At 62.6% G+C, this 17,258-nt stretch carries 14 protein-coding genes; 4 read left to right on the plus strand and 10 right to left on the minus strand.

The window, feature by feature from the left end; translation table 11 throughout:
- Window positions 1-53: 53 nt before the first annotated feature.
- On the minus strand, window positions 54-761 hold the full coding sequence (locus G6N83_RS03455; RefSeq protein WP_165139321.1) for a helix-turn-helix transcriptional regulator: 708 nt from the start codon (window positions 759-761) through the stop codon (window positions 54-56).
- Window positions 762-955: 194 nt separating this feature from the next.
- On the opposite strand from G6N83_RS03455, the gene G6N83_RS03460 reads away from it, so the two are divergent.
- Window positions 956-1,324, plus strand: coding sequence for a YrdB family protein (locus G6N83_RS03460; protein ID WP_375782607.1), 369 nt, complete (start codon window positions 956-958; stop codon window positions 1,322-1,324).
- A gap of 14 nt (window positions 1,325-1,338) precedes the next feature.
- Complete coding sequence (locus G6N83_RS03465; protein WP_165143083.1) at window positions 1,339-2,700, plus strand: FAD-binding oxidoreductase; 1,362 nt, start codon at window positions 1,339-1,341, stop codon at window positions 2,698-2,700.
- Window positions 2,701-2,707: 7 nt separating this feature from the next.
- Here G6N83_RS03465 and G6N83_RS03470 read toward each other — a convergent pair whose 3' ends face one another.
- From G6N83_RS03470 to G6N83_RS03495, 6 genes are all read right to left on the minus strand, one after another.
- A complete protein-coding gene (locus G6N83_RS03470) occupies window positions 2,708-3,487 on the minus strand; it encodes a glucosamine-6-phosphate deaminase (protein WP_165139323.1) in 780 nt (259 codons plus the stop codon).
- On the minus strand, window positions 3,480-4,451 hold the full coding sequence (locus G6N83_RS03475; RefSeq protein WP_165139325.1) for an ROK family protein: 972 nt from the start codon (window positions 4,449-4,451) through the stop codon (window positions 3,480-3,482). The genes G6N83_RS03470 and G6N83_RS03475 overlap by 8 nt, the downstream gene beginning before the upstream one ends.
- An 8-nt stretch (window positions 4,452-4,459) precedes the next feature.
- Window positions 4,460-5,302 carry a carbohydrate ABC transporter permease gene (locus G6N83_RS03480; RefSeq protein WP_165139327.1) on the minus strand — a complete coding sequence of 281 codons (843 nt, stop codon included), beginning with the start codon at window positions 5,300-5,302 and terminating at the stop codon, window positions 4,460-4,462.
- Window positions 5,299-6,258, minus strand: a complete 960-nt coding sequence (locus tag G6N83_RS03485) for a carbohydrate ABC transporter permease (RefSeq protein ID WP_165139329.1) — start codon at window positions 6,256-6,258, stop codon at window positions 5,299-5,301. The genes G6N83_RS03480 and G6N83_RS03485 overlap by 4 nt, the downstream gene beginning before the upstream one ends.
- Window positions 6,259-6,339: 81 nt before the next feature.
- The gene (locus G6N83_RS03490; protein WP_165139331.1) at window positions 6,340-7,608 is read right to left on the minus strand and encodes an extracellular solute-binding protein; all 1,269 of its coding nucleotides are present in this window, start codon (window positions 7,606-7,608) and stop codon (window positions 6,340-6,342) included.
- A 74-nt stretch (window positions 7,609-7,682) separates the two neighbouring features.
- A complete protein-coding gene (locus G6N83_RS03495) occupies window positions 7,683-8,873 on the minus strand; it encodes an ROK family transcriptional regulator (RefSeq protein ID WP_165139333.1) in 1,191 nt (396 codons plus the stop codon).
- Window positions 8,874-9,059: 186 nt separating this feature from the next.
- On the opposite strand from G6N83_RS03495, the gene G6N83_RS03500 reads away from it, so the two are divergent.
- Complete coding sequence (locus G6N83_RS03500; protein WP_165139335.1) at window positions 9,060-10,556, plus strand: L,D-transpeptidase; 1,497 nt, start codon at window positions 9,060-9,062, stop codon at window positions 10,554-10,556.
- A 73-nt stretch (window positions 10,557-10,629) separates the two neighbouring features.
- Here G6N83_RS03500 and G6N83_RS03505 read toward each other — a convergent pair whose 3' ends face one another.
- Entirely contained in the window at window positions 10,630-12,846 is a 2,217-nt protein-coding gene (locus G6N83_RS03505) for an NADP-dependent isocitrate dehydrogenase (protein WP_165139337.1), read from the minus strand.
- Window positions 12,847-12,976: 130 nt separating this feature from the next.
- Between G6N83_RS03505 and G6N83_RS03510 the strand changes: the two genes are divergently transcribed.
- On the plus strand, window positions 12,977-13,429 hold the full coding sequence (locus G6N83_RS03510) for a GNAT family N-acetyltransferase (RefSeq protein WP_165139339.1): 453 nt from the start codon (window positions 12,977-12,979) through the stop codon (window positions 13,427-13,429).
- Window positions 13,430-13,461: 32 nt separating this feature from the next.
- Here the strand turns inward: G6N83_RS03510 and G6N83_RS03515 are convergent, their stop codons facing one another.
- The gene (locus G6N83_RS03515; RefSeq protein WP_165139341.1) at window positions 13,462-15,273 is read right to left on the minus strand and encodes an ABC transporter ATP-binding protein; all 1,812 of its coding nucleotides are present in this window, start codon (window positions 15,271-15,273) and stop codon (window positions 13,462-13,464) included.
- On the minus strand, window positions 15,270-17,051 hold the full coding sequence (locus G6N83_RS03520; RefSeq protein ID WP_165139343.1) for an ABC transporter ATP-binding protein: 1,782 nt from the start codon (window positions 17,049-17,051) through the stop codon (window positions 15,270-15,272). Before G6N83_RS03520 ends, G6N83_RS03515 begins: the two co-directional genes overlap by 4 nt.
- Between the last annotated feature and the right edge of the window lie 207 nt (window positions 17,052-17,258).

Genomic DNA, 17,258 nt, shown 5'->3' on the forward strand with positions numbered 1-17,258 from the left:
CCGGCGCGACGTGTCTAGCTTCACCCTGCCTCGCGACAACGTCGTGTCGGCGTTTACGACGAATTTTCGCTCAGACCGACCATCCGCAATTTCCCTTCGACAATGCCGAGGTCCTCTGCGCGGAGGGGGCGCCGCGGTGGCCGCTCGCCCAGCGTTGTCGCGTGAGTAATCCGGTCGCCTCGAAACGCGCGAATGCCGTCACGGAGGCGGCACCAAGCGATCAGATACCAGTCGTCCCCCTTGCCGACGAATCCCATGGGTTCGACGTCTCGTAGCGTCGCATTTCCACTGCGATCGTTGTAGGCAATCTGCACGACGTGCCCGGTTCGCAGTGCATCAGCCAGCACGCGCGACCCTTCTTGCGGCCGGTCATCGCCAAGCAGGTGGATGCGGTTGGCCAAGTCCGCAGCCCCCGTCAGGCTGTGCTCGCCAGTGACGGCGACGACTTTGCGCAGAGCCGACATCGCGGCATCACGGAACGGGCTGGTATCGAGTGCCCCCAGCGCAATCATCACGGCAAGGGCTTCGTCGACAGTGAACCCGAGGGGCGCCAACGTGTGACCCGGGTCGAGGCAGTAGCCGCCGGTGCGGCCAGGTTCCGCCCAGATGGGGACTCCGCTCTGTTGCAGCGCCGACAAATCACGCTCGATCGTTCGCGAGCTGACGTCGAACTTTTCCGCAAGCCACCGAGCACTTCGCGGACGCGGGGCGATAGCCCGAAGTTCTTCCACAAGCGCGTAGAGCCGGTCGGTACGAGTCACACCCCGACACTGGCTATTGGGAGTACTGAATCGGATCGATCATCGAACAGCTTCGGACGCAGTCAGCGAATCGCTCGGCTGTGAATCAACGGCATTTTTTGCGCCAGGTCCGAAGGGAAGCCCGAGCACGATCCCGACCCGATTCAGCTGCGCACCCCTCCGGGCGCACCTCGCGCCGCCCGTAGACTGGGGGCGTGTCACAGAGCGTTGAAACTACCCCAGGAATGAGCGCGCGCCCGAGCGTCATCGATATTCTCGCGTTCATCGTCGAGCTCGCGGCGTTCGCCGTGCTTGCCGTGTGGGGCTTCTTGGCGTGGCCGTTCGCGTGGAACATTCTGTTTGGCATCGCGACCCCCGCGATCGCAATCTTGGTGTGGGCACTTTTCGTCTCCCCCCGTGCCGTGCTCGCGGTGCACCCGTTCGTACGTGCGTTCGCTGAGCTTCTCATCTACGCCGCCGCAACCATCGTGCTGTGGAGCCTCGGGCTTGCCTGGGCCGGAATCGCTTTCGCCGTCATCGCCGTCACCGTCGGAGTCCTCGCGGGACGTCGCCGCTTGGCGTGAGCGCGCACATCGACATGACTTCCGTGCTCGATCAGTTGCGCCAAGCCCTCGGCGAGCGCGTTGACACGACGGATGCTGCGCTCGACGCTGCTCGAGCTGACAAGTCGGGGCATGCCGCATCCGGTCGCCCACTCGCTGTCGTGCACGCGGCATCCATTTCTGATGTGCAAGCCACGCTCCGCATCGCTCACGCCTCCGGTACCCCCGTCGTCACGCGCGGCGCGGGCACCGGGCTTGCGGGCGGGGCAAACGCCGGCACGGGTGAGATCGCACTGTCAGTGCGTGCGATGGACGGCATCCTCGAGGTGCGCAGCGACGACCTGCTCGCCGTCGTCGAACCCGGCATCGTCAATGCCGACCTCAACGCTGCCCTTTTCGAACACGGACTGTGGTGGGCGCCTGACCCCGCCAGTCGCGAGATCTCGACGGTCGGCGGCAATATCGCCACGGGCGCGGGCGGCCTGCTGTGCGCCAAGTACGGAGTCGTTCGCGATGCCGTACTCGCACTCGACGTCGTGCTCGCTGACGGGCGGCTCGTGCACCTCGGTCACCGGAGCGTAAAAGGTGTCACGGGCTACGACCTCACGGCGCTCATGATCGGTTCCGAAGGCACCCTCGGCGTCGTCGTCGGCGCAACGCTCAAGCTTCGCCGACTCATCCCTGGCGAAGTCTGCACGCTCAACGCGACCTTCGCCGACGTGCGCGCGGCAGCGGTTGCCGCCGCGGCAGTAACTGCCTCGGGGATACAGCCCGCAATCATGGAGTTGATGGACGCGACGAGTCTCGCGAACGTCCACACTTACCTTGAGCTCCCGGCCCCTCCCCCGGGCGCCGCCCAACTCACCGTGCAAACCGATGGTCCGAGCGCTCACACCGAGGCTGAGTCGATCTCGGCCGTACTGCAGCATTCCGGCGGCACCGTGCGGGTAGCGGCAACGCCCGAAGAGGGCGAAGAGCTTCTCCGCATCCGCCGCTCGATGCACCCGGCAACCGAGAAGCTCGGGATGTCACTCGTCGAAGACGTCTCGGTACCGAGGTCGGCTCTCCCCGACATGTTCGACGAGATCGCCCGCATCGAGAATCAGTACGGGCTCGTTATCCCCACCATCGCGCACGCGGGCGATGGTAATCTCCACCCCAACTTCACGTTCCGCGGCGACGAGGTTCCCGATGTCATCTGGGATGCCGCAAGCGATCTGTTTCGCTCGGCACTCCGCCTCGGCGGCACGCTGACGGGCGAGCACGGCATCGGAGTGCTCAAGCGGCAGTGGCTCGCCGACGAACTCGGCGACGATCAGTGGCACCTGCAGCAGCAGATAAAAGCGGTATTTGACCCCACCGGCATCCTGAACCCCGGCAAAGTCTTCGCACGCTGAATCCTGGCTACAACCCCTGCCACGCAGGCTTGTGGGCCCACGCATAACGGTAGTAGTCGGCAAAACGCAGAGCGGATGCCGCAGCCTCATCCACGACGACCGTCACATGCGGGTGCAGCTGAATTGCCGAGCCCGGCACCGAAGCGGTGACGGGCCCCTCGACAGCCCCGGCCACGGCCTCGGCTTTGCCCTCACCGATCGCCAACAGCACAAGGTGGCGCGCAGCAAGGATCGTTCCGAGCCCCTGAGTGATGCAGTGCTCCGGAACGTCGTCGATGCTGTCGAAGAACCGCGCATTGTCTTCACGGGTCTGTTGCGTCAGGGTTTTCACGCGCGTGCGCGAGGCAAACGATGAACCGGGCTCGTTGAACCCGATGTGTCCGTCGGTTCCGATCCCGAGGATCTGCAGGTCGATGCCGCCAGCAGCCGCAATGGCTGCTTCGTAGGCATCGCCCGCTGTCTCAATGCCGTCTAACGCACCCGACGGCACCCGCACGCGTGCGGGGTCGAACCCGAGCGGCTCGACGACTTCGCGGCGAATGACGTTGCGATAGCTCTCGGGGTGGTCCGGGTCGATTCCGACGTACTCATCGAGCGCGAACGCTCGTAGTCGCGAAACGTCGAGGTCTCTCACTCGCTCGCGAAGCGCTTCGTACACCGGCAACGGGGTCGAACCGGTGGCAACTCCCAAGACGGCGTCTGGTCGGCGAGTAATCAGGTGCATGATCTCGTCGGCCACGAGAACACCCGCATGTGCGGCATCGGGAACGATAACAACTTCAGCCATGATGATGATTCTCCAGTGGGGTAAGGCCAGCCGTCGAGCCGATGAGAGCTGCGCCGACTGCCGCAACGGCTGATCCCTGCGGCAGCATGCGCAAGCGCTCGGGTAGGCGCAACGACGTCATGAAAGCGGATGCCCGAGCACTCTGCGCAAGGCTGCGCTCGACATGAGTCATGAGCGTGTCGCCGAGCCCGGTGAGTCCACCTCCGAGCACGATCGCGTCGGCATCGGTTGTGAGCACGAGCACGCGAATCGCTGCAGACACTCCGCTCACGAGTTCGTCGCGAAGCGCCATCGCGTGCTCATCTCCGCCGTCTGCCGCATCGAAGACGTCTCGGATTGGCAGCTCCCCGCCCCGCCCCCAGCGCTCGGCGACTGCGCCGCCACCGGCGAGCGCTTCGATACATCCGCGCTGACCGCATCGACACAGCGGCCCCTGCGGATCAACCGAGATGTGGCCGATTTCGCCGGCCGTGCCTCTCGCACCTCGCCACAGGGTGCCGTCTGACACGATTCCAGCGGCAATCCCAGTGCCGAGGTTCAAATACGCGATAGTGCCGACGCTGCCGTGCAGCGCGTACGCGCCAATGGCCGCGGCCTTCACATCGTTCTCCACCGCGACCGCCACGCCGCCAAGCCGCGGGGCTACCGCGGTCGCCATGTCGAAGTCCGTCACGCCGAGATTCACCGCGTGACGCATGCGCGCTGTTCCGGGAACAACTTGCCCCGGCATGCCGACCCCTACAGAGACGAACTCGACATCGTCATCACGAAGTTCCAGACGGAGCTCTTCGACGGCCGCAAGGATAGTGTCGGCAACGGCGTCGGGGCCCCAACCGGTCCGCAGGCGCCGAAGCGCAACGATCTCACCTCGGGCATCGATTGCGACAGCATCCGTTTTCGTACCGCCAACGTCGAGTCCCACTTTGAGAGGCCGTCTCCCGGTCGAGGAAACGGCTGATTCCATGTCGCGCATCAGCCTTTTACCGCTCCCGACACGAGTCCGCTCGTCATGCGGCCCTGCACGAACAAGAAGAAGATGATGACCGGGATCGCCATGAGCGTCGATGCCGCCATGACAACAGACCAGTCGGTCGCCTTCGTGGCCTGGACAAAACTTCGCAGCCAAATGGGCAGCGTCTGCGACTCAGGCCGCGTCATGATGACGAGCGCGAACACGAACTCATTCCAGGCCTGGATGAAGGCGAAGACGCCGGTGGCAACGAGACCGGGAGCAAGAAGTGGAAAAGTTACTCGCCAGAAGGCGCCGGTGCGACTGCATCCGTCGATCATCGCGGCCTCTTCCAGTTCGGCTGGCACTCCACTCACGAAGCCTCGCAGAGTCCAAATGGTGAACGGCAGCACGAGCGCGATGTAGACGAAGCTCAGCCCAATGATCGTGTTGAGCAGTTGCCACCCGTCGAGCACCCGGAAGGTTGAGATGATGAGCGACTCTGCCGGGATCATTTGAATGACGAGAATCGCGATGATGAAGCTCGTGCGGCTGCGAAACCGAAACCGCGAGACGGCGACGGCGGCAAGAAACGCAAAGACGAGTGCGACAGCAACCGTGATGACGGTCACACTGAGCGACACGAAGAGCGCTGGACCGAAACCGCCCTCGACGAAGGCGTCGACGTAATTGTTCAGTGTGAACTGGTCTGGCCAGAGGTGTGGTGTGGAGGTGCGGACCGCAGCGGCCGGCAACAGCGACGTGTTGACCATCCAATAGACGGGAAAGATCGAACAGACGATCACGACCAGGGCAGCGGCGTTGAGCAACACTCGACCGGTGCGGCGACGTACGCGAGGGTTCACGAGCGGTCCTCCTTGAGCATCGAGCGAATGTAGTAGGCAGCGATCAGCAGCATGATCACGACGAGAATCACCGAGATCGCACCTCCCGCGCCGAGATCACCAGAGGCCATCGAAACGCTGTAGATATAGACGCCGATCGTGTTGGTGTCAGCGCGTACGCCGCCGATTGTCTGCAGCGCATAGATCTGCGCGAACACCCGAAGATCCCAAATCACCTGCAGAATCAGCAGCACGATCAAAATCGACCGAATGTAGGGCAGTGTCACGAGCCGGAATCGCTGTGCGGGTCCGGCACCGTCGAGTGAGGCAGCTTCGAGCACTTCGTCGGGCACCTGGGTGAGGCCGGCATACGCGGTAAAGGCGACAAATGGGATCGCGCCCCACGTGATGATGATCGCCGCGACGGCAAAGAAACTCAGCGGGTCGATGAGCCAGCTGTGCCCGGTCCAGTCGGTACCCGTGACCTGGGTCAGAAAGTAGTTGACGAGCCCGTACTGAGTATCGAAAATCCAGCCCCACACGATCGTGGCGGTAAGGGCGGGCATCGCCCACGCCAGCAGCAGCGAGATTGAAAGAGCCGTGCGCATGACCGTGCCGAGGCTTTTCATCATGAGCGCGATCAGTACCCCGAGCACCATGGTGGCTGTGACACACGCGAGACACAGCAGGATGCTGCGCGCCAGCACCATCCAGAATTCGCTGTCCGTCAGCACCGCGATGTAGTTGTCGATGCCGATGAACTCAGCCGGCGTGCCAAAGATCTGCGCGCGGCCAAACTCTTGGAACGACATCACGATCATCTGAACGAGCGGCCAGCCGATGAAGACCGCCAGCATGATGATCGCGGGCGCGATCAGAGCAAACGGGGCCAGCGACCGCCGATGTCGTGGTTTTTGGTGAGACTCCGGGGCAGGCGGCGCGGATGCCACGGGCGGCGCGAGCGTGGTCTTGGCCATCGCGCTTCCTTTCGACGGTGGGTCAATAACGGGGCCAGGTGGGGGCACCTCGCGTGTGAACGAGATGCCCCCGCCGCTGGATTAGCCGTTCAGAATTGACTCGATCGTCTCGTCGGCGTCGGCTGCGAGCTGAGCGACGTCACCGCCGTTGGCGATGTTGACGAAGAGGTCTTGCATGACACCCTGCGCTTCGACGTCGGCCCAGTTGGGCGATGCCGGCGTGAGCTTGGCGTTCGCTGCAGCGTCGGCGATTACCGTAGCGAGCTCGGGCGTCGCTGCGGCGACCTTGTCTCCGAGTGATGTTTTGGCCGGAACGAGGCCGGCTTCCGCCAGAATCGTCTGGTACTCGTCGCTCAGCATGATCTTCAGCGCGCTCTTGGCAAGATCGGGGTGAGCCGACTTCGCGGCGATCCCCACGTTCGATCCACCAGCAAAGACCTGAGCGGCTCCGCCGTCCATTCCGGGCAGAGCGTAGTAACCCGTCGTGTCGACAACCGCGGTGTCGTTCTGGTCTTCGTCGGCGACGATCGACCAGTACGCCCAGCTGGGTGCCGAAAGCGTTGCTGCTTGCTCAGTTCGGAAGGGAACCCATGATTCGGTTTCGTCTCCGTCTTTCGCCGCCAGCGAAGCGTTCGTCATGAGATCTTGCACCTGCGAGAGTCCAGCGACCGACTCGTCACTGGACAGCTGCGCATCCCACGTGCCATCAGAATTCTCCACGGCGATCTCGCCGCCGTTCTCCCAGACGAACGGAAGCGCGTTGTACCAGTCCTTGCCGGGGAAGTAGACGCCAGAAACTCCAGGCAGTGCGTCAGCAAGCGTGACACCGTTCGCGACGTAGTCATCGAGCGTCTCGGGTACCGAGACGCCGGCCTCGTCGTACATCGCCGTGTTGTAGAACACAACGCGTGATCCCGAGTAGTAGGGCGCCGCGTACAGTGTGTCGTCCCAACTGCCGATCTCGACAAAACCAGGCAGCAGATCTGAACCGCCAAGATCTTCCTCGATGTCATAGAGGCTCAGCAGCGCGCCGCTCGATGTGAACGCGGGCGCCTGGGTGTTTCCCATCTCGACGACGTCGGGCGAATCGTTGGACGAAAGGCTCGTCGTGAGCTTGTCGACAAGACCCGTCCACTGCTGCTCTTCGATGACCAGTGTGGAGCCGGGGTTCTCGTCTTCGAAGGTGGAAACGAGATAGTCACGAGCATCTTGTGGGGTGTCTGTGCCAACGAGCCAGACACGGATTTCTGCGCCATCAGCGCTGGCGGTGTCGCTGCCAGATCCTGCGCAACCGGCGAGGGTGAGAGCGCTGGCCCCGAGCAGGGCGACGGCTCCGAGGGACTTCTTCATGTGTTGTCCTTCTATTTTCTCTGTGGTGAGGGTGGATGCCGCAGACCTCTTGCCGGCGGCGGCTTGTGGTCCGGTTAAGAGACGCCGAGTCTCGATGACAGGACCATGACGGCAGCACCGCGCAGGACGATGTCCTGGCCCTGAGCCGTCATCCGCACACGCACGCCCTCATGGAACGGAGCGAGCGTTCGGGTGCGGAGGGCCTCGGCGGTAGCCTGCGCAAGCACACCGCCGAGGAGTTCTGGGGGGCCAGAGAGCACAATCTCTGACAGATCGAGGGCACCAACCACGGGTGCCAACGCGATGCCAAGACGTTCGCCTGCGTCACGCAGCAGGCTTTCGCGCTCCGACGCGGATGCCGCGGCAAGCCGCTCTTCAAGGGCCGGCACTGCAAGCCAGGCTTCGAGGCATCCCACCTTGCCGCAGGCACACTGCGGACCGCCGTCGGTGCCGACCGTCACGTGCCCGATCTCGCCGGCGGCGAAGCGGCTTCCGCGCATCGGCTGACCTGCAGCCAGCAAGCCGGAACCAACACCTCGACCGACCTTGACGAGGATGACGTCGTCGCCGGCGCCGCCGAAGGTGTATTCCGCCAGCACAGCAGCGTTCGCGTCGTTCGCGACGATCACGGGGAGATCGAGGGCGCTTTCGAGCACTCCCCGAAGATCGAATCCCACCCAGCCGAGGTTCGGTGCGCGCAGCACGACGCCTGCGTCGTCAATCACACCGGGGGTTCCGACTCCGACGCCGAGCACCGGCGCGTGCGCATCGGCAACAAGCTCACGTGCCAGTGCGACCACCGCAGGAATGACGTCTACTGCCTCGGCTGGCTGAGCAACGTCACGGCGGGCAACGATATCGCCGTCGAGAGTGAGCACGGCACCGATCACACTGTCACTACCCGAGAGGTCGAGTCCGACGATGCGGTGCGCTGCGCGGTCGATATCGACGAGCATCGCGGGCTTTCCCGGCCCCGCGGCTTCTCGCATGCCAATCTCGGCGACGAATCCGTCGGCGATGAGGTCAGCGACGAGATCGGAGATCGTCACACGGGTGAGGCCGGTTTCGCGAGCGAGGTCAGCTCGGCTCTGAGCACCACCGTGATACAGCGTTTGCAGCACGAGCGAGCGGTTGTGCCCGCGCGCCTCACCCGGCAGTACTTTCGTGCCGGAGCGCAAAACCCGGCCGGGGCCGAATGAATGAGTGTGCGATGGGTGCGCGGAATCCAATGTGGAAGAGCCGCGCTGCACTTCCGATGCAGACATGTTTGTTAGTACAACTTACGAACCCTCGCTCCACAAGTGTTTTTACCAATTAGTGCAGACCCTTTACAAACTTGTTACATGGCGTGATCAGCACGGAACGTCATAAAAGCGTGATGGGGAATCGGTTCCTCTGAGGCACATGGTCGCCTACCATAGATCTCACGATCACGCTGAGGGGGTGGTGACGTGACCGACATCGCAACGAAAAACGAAGCGAACAACGGCTCGTCGTCGGATGACGCCGCAACAACAGTCATCGACAACACGATTGTCGAGGGCGACTCTGGCGACGGTGCCGACAAGAACTACGAATGGGCGCCCACCGAACCGGCCCCCAAAAAACGCCACCTTGGATGGTGGATCTCGGGAGCCGCAGCAGTCATTGCGGTAGCAATCGTCGCTTCGTCTCTCGTGCTTATCGCCCCAGGCACCGCAATTGCGGGTGTCTCGGTTGGCTTGATGACGCCCGGTGGCGCAATAGGTGCTGTCAATTCGCGCCTTGCCGAGACCGAAATCGCCATCTCGACTCCGGATGGATCGGCAACGCTCACAGGAGCGGATCTCGGTGCGAGCGTCGACGCCAGCGCCGCGGCTGAAGCAGCGTTCGAGGCCCACCCGATGTGGAATGTCACCGAGTGGTTTGCCGATAGCTCGGCGCCCGACGTCGCGATCGACCCCATCACGGCAGAAGCTGCGCTCACGGCAGCTTTTCCCGACGCTTTCCTGGCACCGGTCAACGCAACGATTTCGTTCGATGCTGATTCCGCGAGCTACGCAGTCACCCCGGCCGTTGAGGGCACAGGGATCGACCTCGACCTCATCCAGAGCACTCTCAAGCAGGCATTCCTCGACGGCTCCACGCGCGTCGAGATCGACGCCACTGTCGTTCCCGTCGATGCGACGTTCACGACGGCCACCGCAGAAGAATCAGTGACGTCTCTTAACGCCATGCTCGACTCGGCAGGCTTCTACGTCGGCGAAGAACGCACTGTTCCTCTCGATCGCGCGCTCGTCGCGTCATGGTTGACCGTCGACACAACCGACGCTGTCGATGCGAGCGATGTCACAGTCACCGCCGATGCGAGCGCGATGGCAGACGTAATCGACTCGCTTCCCAAGGCTGTTGATCGCGACGCCGTGAACGCAACGGTCATCACCAACGAAGCCGGCGACGTGCTGCGGACCGAGACCGAAGGGGTCGCCGGTCGTGCACTCGACTCCACTGACGGAATCGCAGACAGCTACGCCGCCCAGCTCGCGAGCGGGAATTCGGTATACGAACTCCCGGTGACCGAGACCGAGTTCACCACGACTTCGCTTGCCCGCATGCTCGAAGTGAACCTCAGCGAACAGCGCCTCTACGTCAAAGAGAACGGCGTCGTTGTCGACTCGTGGCTGATCTCGAGCGGACTTGAATTCCCCACGCAAACGGGTCGCTACAACATCGGTTGGAAGACGCCGCTCCAGACGATGCGTGGCAACAACGCCGACGGAACGACCTACGAGACCCCGAACATCAAGTCGGTCATGTACTTCAACGGTGATCAGGCATTCCACGGTGTGTACTGGCACAACAACTTCGGCCAGCCCATGAGCCACGGTTGCGTCGGAATGCCCGAGTACCGCGCAGCGCAGATCTACAGCTGGGCACCCGAGGGCGTCGACGTGTGGATTCACAACTAAGCAACAACATCAACACAAACGCCTGAGGGGCGGATGCCACGTGGCATCCGCCCCTCAGGCGTTTCATGACCGCTTAGAGCGCGTCGATGATCTTGTTCAGAGTCGCCGATGGGCGCATGACTGCCTTCACTCGGTCCATGTCGGGGTAGTAGTAACCACCGATGTCGACGGGTGAACCCTGCACAGCGAGAAGCTCGGCGACGATCGCGTCTTCGTTCTCCGTCAGTGCGTCCGCGACAGGAGCGAAGATCGCAGCGAGTGCCGGGTCGGATGTCTGAGCGGCAAGCTCTTTGGCCCAGTACAGGCCAACGTAGAAGTGGCTACCGCGGTTGTCGAGCGAGCCGGGCGCGCGCCCCGGTGACCTGTCGTTTTCGAGATAGGTACCCGTTGCCGCATCGAGCGTGTCGGCAAGCACCTTGGCGTGCGCGTTACCGGTCGTCTCTGCGAGGTGTTCGAGCGACGCCGAGAGAGCAAAGAACTCCCCCAGCGAGTCCCACCGGAGAAAGTCGTCCGACAGGAGCTGCTGCACATGCTTGGGAGCTGAACCACCGGCGCCAGTCTCGAACAAGCCGCCGCCCGCAAGCAGGGGCACGATCGAAAGCATCTTGGCGCTCGTTCCCACTTCCAGAATGGGGAAGAGGTCGGTGAGGTAGTCACGCAGGACGTTTCCGGTGACCGAAATCGTGTCGAGCCCCTCACGCATGCGTCCGAGCGAGTAGAGCGTCGCTTCTGCGGGAGGCAGAACCTTGATCTCGAGGCCGTCGGTGTCGTGATCGGCGAGGTATGTCGTTACCTTGGCGATGAGTTCAGCATCGTGCGAGCGAGTTTCGTCGAGCCAGAAGACGGCCGGTGAACCCGTGGCGCGAGCGCGCGTCACAGCGAGCTTGACCCAGTCGCGCACAGCGACGTCTTTCGTCTGCGTCGCGCGCCAAATGTCGCCCGCCTGAACCGTGTGTTCAAGCAACACGTCACCCGCAGAATTCACCACCTGCACGACGCCGTCAGCGGCGATCTCGAAAGTCTTGTCGTGGCTGCCGTATTCTTCAGCGGCCTGCGCCATGAGACCGACGTTCGGAACCGTACCGATCGTGGCGGGGTCAAGTGGGCCATGAGCGATGACGTCCTCGATCGTGGCTTGGTACACGCCAGCGTAGGAGGAATCGGGGATGACGGCGAGAGTGTCGTCTTCACTGCCGTCCACGCCCCAGAGCTTGCCACCGTTGCGTACCAGCGCCGGCATGGACGCATCGACGATGACGTCAGAAGGCACGTGCAGGTTGGTGATGCCCTTGTCGGAGTTGACATATGACAAGCGGGGTCCGCGCTCGAGGTCGGCGGTGATCGCTGCGGCAATCTTGTCGCCGCCTTCAACCTTTGAGAGCCCCGACAAGATCGAGCCGAGACCGTTGTTGGGGGTGAGCCCGGCGGCGGCGATCGCGTCTCCGTAGGTGGCGAAGACATCCGAGAAGTACGCCTTCACGACGTGACCGAAAATGATGGGGTCGCTGACCTTCATCATTGTGGCCTTGAGGTGCACCGAGTAGAGCACGTCATCGGCGGCAGCGGTCTTGAGCGTCTCGGCAAGGAAAGCATCGAGAGCCGATGCTGACAGGAACGTTGCATCGATGATTTCGCCCGGGAGAACCTTGATGGAGGGCTTCAGCACTGTGACTTCGCCATCCGTCGCGATGTGGTTGACGGTGAGCACATCGTCGCTCGGGGCAACCCAGGACTTCTCATTGGTGCGGAAATCGTCGTGTCCCAGCGTTGCCACACGTGTCTTCGAGCCGCTCGCGAACGCCTTGTTGCGGTGCGGGTGCTTGCGCGCGTAGTTCTTGACCGACAGCGGTGCGCGACGATCGCTGTTTCCCTCGCGAAGCACGGGGTTGACCGCCGAGCCCTTGACGCGGTCGTAGCGAGCGCGGATGTCTTTATCTTCGACAGTCGTGGCGTCGTCCGGGTAGTCAGGAATGTCGAAACCCTGGCTCTGGAGCTCTGCGATGACCGCCTTCAGCTGCGGAATCGAGGCCGAGATGTTCGGCAGCTTGATGATGTTCGCTTCGGGAAGCGTGGCAAGGCCGCCGAGCTCGGCGAGCGCATCGCCGAGCTGCTGCTCAGGCGTCAGGCGTTGCGGGAAGTTCGCGAGGACACGCGCGGCGAGCGAGATATCGCGTGTTTCGATATCGACGCCCGCTTGGCCCGCGAAAGCCTGCACAATCGGCAGGAACGATGCGGTCGCGAGGGCCGGCGCCTCGTCGGTGTGCGTGTAAATGATGGTCGAATCAGGCACGTTTCGTCTCTCCGTACAGCGTCGAGGGTGTAAATCTCACACTATCGCACCGCCCGAAGTATCTCGACGTCAAGATATCTCTAAAACTTTGGCACTGCCGAAACATAGAGTCGCGGGCTAACCTTTGGATATGACCGAGCTTCGACTGGAAGAGCTGTCCGCCTCGACGATCGTTGCCGTCAACAATATGGAGCTAAAGCCCGGGCAGGAACAGTTCCTGGCGCCGGTCAGCTACGGTATTGCCGCAACGGTCGTCAACCCCGTCTCTTCGTGGCAACGCGTCGCTCTCACGGGAGACGACGTCGTGGGCTTCGTGAGCGCAAACTTCGATGCTGATGAACCCGACGAGAACTTCCGCTCCGTGCTTTGGCGCATCAATGTCGACGCTGGCGTGCAGGGAAAAGGCGTCGGCACGTTTCTCATCGAGCAGCTCATCGAAGAAGCACGCACCCGCGGCATGGAATTCGTCACCGTGATTTACGAGGCGGGGCCCGACGGGCCCGAGGTCTTCTTCCACAACGTCGGATTCACCGCCCGCGGCGAAAACGAATACGGCGAGACTGTCGCCGAATATCGCCTGTAGTGGCGGCATCCGGCGACAGTCGGTGACTCGGCCTAGACCAGGGACTGCTTCCACGCAGCATGCAGCTGAGCGAACTTTCCGTCTCCAGCGATCAACGTTGCGGGAACATCATCCTCGATGATGCGCCCGTGCTCCATCACGAGAACGCGGTCAGCGATCGCGACCGTCGACAGGCGGTGCGCGATGATGATGGCCGTGCGGTGCGCGAGAAGAGTCTGCAGAGCATCCTGAATCGCACGTTCCGAGGGAATATCGAGCGATGCTGTCGCCTCATCGAGAATGAGCACAGCCGGGTCTGCGAGGAACGCGCGCGCAAACGAGATGAGTTGACGCTGTCCGGCCGAGACACGGCCACCTCGCTTGTTCACATCGGTGCCGTATCCATCAGGTAGCGCCGAGATGAAGGCATCCGCCCCTACAGCCTTTGCCGCAGCCCGCACTTCATCCATCGTCGCGTCGGGCTTGCCGAGCGCGATGTTGTCGGCGACGGTTCCACTGAAGAGGTACGCCTCCTGCGTCACCATGACGATCGCCCGGCGGAGATCCTTCGGGTGAAGCGCTCGAAGGTCGACGCCATCGAGAGTGATGACGCCGCGCGTGGGGTCGTAGAACCGTGAAATCAGCTTCGCCAGAGTCGACTTTCCCGCACCGGTCGTGCCGACAAGCGCAACTGTCTGCCCGGCCGGAATATCGAGCGAGAAGTCCGGCAAGATCACGCGTCCCTCGCCGTAGCCGAATTGCACATCGTCGAAGCGCACCTGACCGCGGGCTTCCCACAGGTCGATCGGGCGCTCAGGGTCCGGCACACTCAGCTCTTCTTCGAGTACGCCCGACACCTTTTCGAGAGCGGCCGTGGCCGACTGGTAGGAGTTGAGGAACATCGCCACTTCTTGCAGCGGCGAGAAGAAGTTTCGCACGTACAGCACGGCCGCGAGCAGGATGCCGATCTCGATTGCGCCGTCAGCGACGCGAATGCCACCCCACAGCACGATGACAGCGAGCGTCACGGACGAGATCGCCATCAGCGCGGGCTCGAACGTTCCGAACAAGCGGATGGAAGCCATGTTGACCTTGCGATAGTCATCCGAGACTTCACCGAAGTCGCGGTCACCGGCCGGTTCAGTGCGGAACGCCTTAACAGCACGAATACCGGTCATCGTTTCGACGAAGTGCACGATCACCTTGGCGCTCACGACTCGCGAACGCCGGTAGAGCACCTGAGAACGCCCGTAGAACCAACGCATGAGCAGCATGAGCGGAATACCCATCAGGGCCAGCACAACACCGCTCTGCCAGTCAAGGAGAAGCAGTGCGATGAGCGTGAAGCCGCCGTAGAGTACGCCCGATACGAGCTCGTTGAGCCCACCGTCAAGCAACTCACGGATCGAGTCGAGGTCGCTCGTCTGGCGCGAAATGATGCGCCCTGACGTATACGACTCGTGAAACTCGAGGCTCAAACGTTGGGTGTGACGGAACAGCCTGGTGCGAAGCTCCAACATGATCGCCTGAGTGAGGCGTGCCGCGATGATCGCATACCACCCGATGAGAGCCGCACCCCCGATACCGGCGACGAGGTACACGGCAACGACACCGATTGTCGGCATCCAATTGAGATCGTTGATGACAGCGGGAAGCGCGTTGTTCAAGCCGTAAGCGATCAGCGTGGGTCCCGCAACACGCAGCGCCGTCGAGATCACGAGAACGACGGCGGCAAGGATCAGGTGCCCGCGCAGCGGTCCCATGAGCGTGCCGAGCAGGCGAAGAGAGCGCCGACGGATGGTGCGACTTTCTTCGGCGGTGTAGTCAGAGCGGTCTTCGCCGCGGGTGCCGGTGACGTCAGTCATGATGCTGACTCCTCTTCGAGGCTCGAAATGACGTAACGATAGTGGGCGCTGTCGCGCAGCAGCTCGCTGTGGGTGCCGACTGCAGTGATGCGCCCATCTTCGAGAAGTGCAACACGATCGGCGAGCGCGACAGTCGAAGGACGATGCGCGATGATCAGCGCCGTGGTCGACGCCAGTACCCGTCGAAGCCCGACTTCCACGCGGGCTTCGGTATCGACATCGAGTGCGGAAAGTGGGTCATCGAGCACGAGAACAGCGGGTCGTGCTGCGACAGCTCGCGCGAGCGCTAAGCGCTGACGCTGGCCACCCGAGAGACTCATCCCTTCTTCGCCGATGACGGTTTCGACGCCATTCGGTAGCTCATCGACGAAGCTCGCCTGCGCAACATCGAGAGCTTCGTGCATGAGGGCTTCTGCCTCAGGACTGGTCTCATCGAGGTCATCCCGCCCGAGCAACACGTTGTGTCGCACCGACGCCGAAAACAGTGTGGCGTCTTCGAATGCCAGCGCGATATGACGACGCAACTCCTCGAGCCGCAGTTCACGCACATCGATACCGTCGATGAGCACGCGCCCACCAGTGACGTCGTACAGACGCGTCGGAAGGGTCGTCAATGTGGTCTTTCCTGAACCCGTCAGCCCCACGAGAGCCATGGTTTCACCCGGCTCGAGCGTCAAATCAATACCATCGAGCTGATCGCGTGTCCCCTCGGGTGCATCGGCGTAGCGAAAGCGTGCATCTTCGAACACCAGTGCGCCCCGCGGTGTGCTCAGAGTGCTCGGATTCTCGGGATCGACGATCGTGTTTTCAGCGTCGAAGACTTCCATGATGCGGTCCGTCGCGGTGCGGGCATCGAGCAAGAACGAGAAGAGGAATCCAATGGATTCAACCGGCCAACGCAACACAGTTGCCATCGCGAAGAACGCGAACAGCTGCGCCACCGAAATCTCACCCATCTGCACGAGAACGATTCCTGCAGCCAGGCACAGTGCGAACGCAATGTCGGGAAGCAGCACCAGCCAGAACCAGATCTTGCCGACGGCCCGCGCCTTGCGAATCTCTGTTGTCTGCAGCGTCTCTGCCTGACGAACGAACTTCTGCAGAGCGTGACGCCCGCGGCCGAAAGCCTTGAGCACTCGGATGCCGTGAACGCTCTCTTCGACAGAGGTTGCCAGGTCGCCGGCTTGATCCTGGCTCTGACGCGTCAGCATCCCGTACTGCTTCTCGAAGCGGTAGCCGGTGTACCAAAGCGGTGCCGAGCACACCAGGAAGACCGCCCCCAGCACCCAGTGCCACGTGAACAGGATCGCCGAGCCGATCACGATAGTCAGCAGGTTCACCACGAGAAGGATCAGCCCGAAAGCGAGCCACCGGCGCACACTGCTGATGTCCTGCATCATGCGCGAAAGTAACTGCCCGGACTGCCAACGGTCGTGGAACGACACAGGAAGACGCTGGAGGCGTTCGTAAAACTTGGTGCGAAGGCTGTACTCGACCTCGGTCGATGGGCCGAGGACGAACCAGCGGCGGAGCCACACAAGGCCCGCTTCGGCGAGCCCCAGGGCCAGGATGATGCCAGCGCCGAAGGCGATCTGCATGAGGTCGCCGGAACTCACGGGTCCGGCGACGACAGCCTCGAGCACGAGCGGAATAGCGAGCGAAACGATGCTTGCGGCGAAGGCACTTACGGCGCCCCAAATCAGCCGTGGCAACACCGGCCGCGCGAAGGGAAGCAACCGCGCGAGCGCGCGCGGCGTGGAGAGATCAGAAGTAGTCATAGTCCTAGAGAGCGAACGAAGCCAGCGCGAAGCATGGCGGAAAAGGGGCCGGGGCGAAAGCGGCGGCGAAAACGGCGGATGCCGGAGGCTACAAGAAGCAGCTAACCCTGACGGGCGCGGCGAAACGAGGCAATGGGAAGGGTCGGGTTCATGGTGATGATCGCCTGAAACATGGCTTCCCCCTCGGAGTGACAAATATGTACGGTG

It is taken from the genome of Microbacterium endophyticum (genome assembly GCF_011047135.1).
Lineage (GTDB): Bacteria > Actinomycetota > Actinomycetes > Actinomycetales > Microbacteriaceae > Microbacterium > Microbacterium endophyticum.

What these genes read in the sequence shown, in the direction of transcription:
- G6N83_RS03465 (WP_165143083.1), top strand. Translation starts at nt 1,339, where the DNA reads ATGACTTCCGTGCTCGATCAGTTGCGCCAAGCCCTCGGCGAGCGCGTT.
- G6N83_RS03470 (WP_165139323.1), bottom strand. Translation starts at nt 3,487, where the DNA reads ATGGCTGAAGTTGTTATCGTTCCCGATGCCGCACATGCGGGTGTTCTC.
- G6N83_RS03475 (WP_165139325.1), bottom strand. Translation starts at nt 4,451, where the DNA reads ATGGAATCAGCCGTTTCCTCGACCGGGAGACGGCCTCTCAAAGTGGGA.
- G6N83_RS03485 (WP_165139329.1), bottom strand. Translation starts at nt 6,258, where the DNA reads ATGGCCAAGACCACGCTCGCGCCGCCCGTGGCATCCGCGCCGCCTGCC.
- G6N83_RS03490 (WP_165139331.1), bottom strand. Translation starts at nt 7,608, where the DNA reads ATGAAGAAGTCCCTCGGAGCCGTCGCCCTGCTCGGGGCCAGCGCTCTC.
- G6N83_RS03495 (WP_165139333.1), bottom strand. Translation starts at nt 8,873, where the DNA reads ATGTCTGCATCGGAAGTGCAGCGCGGCTCTTCCACATTGGATTCCGCG.
- G6N83_RS03510 (WP_165139339.1), top strand. Translation starts at nt 12,977, where the DNA reads ATGACCGAGCTTCGACTGGAAGAGCTGTCCGCCTCGACGATCGTTGCC.
- G6N83_RS03515 (WP_165139341.1), bottom strand. Translation starts at nt 15,273, where the DNA reads ATGACTGACGTCACCGGCACCCGCGGCGAAGACCGCTCTGACTACACC.
- G6N83_RS03520 (WP_165139343.1), bottom strand. Translation starts at nt 17,051, where the DNA reads ATGACTACTTCTGATCTCTCCACGCCGCGCGCGCTCGCGCGGTTGCTT.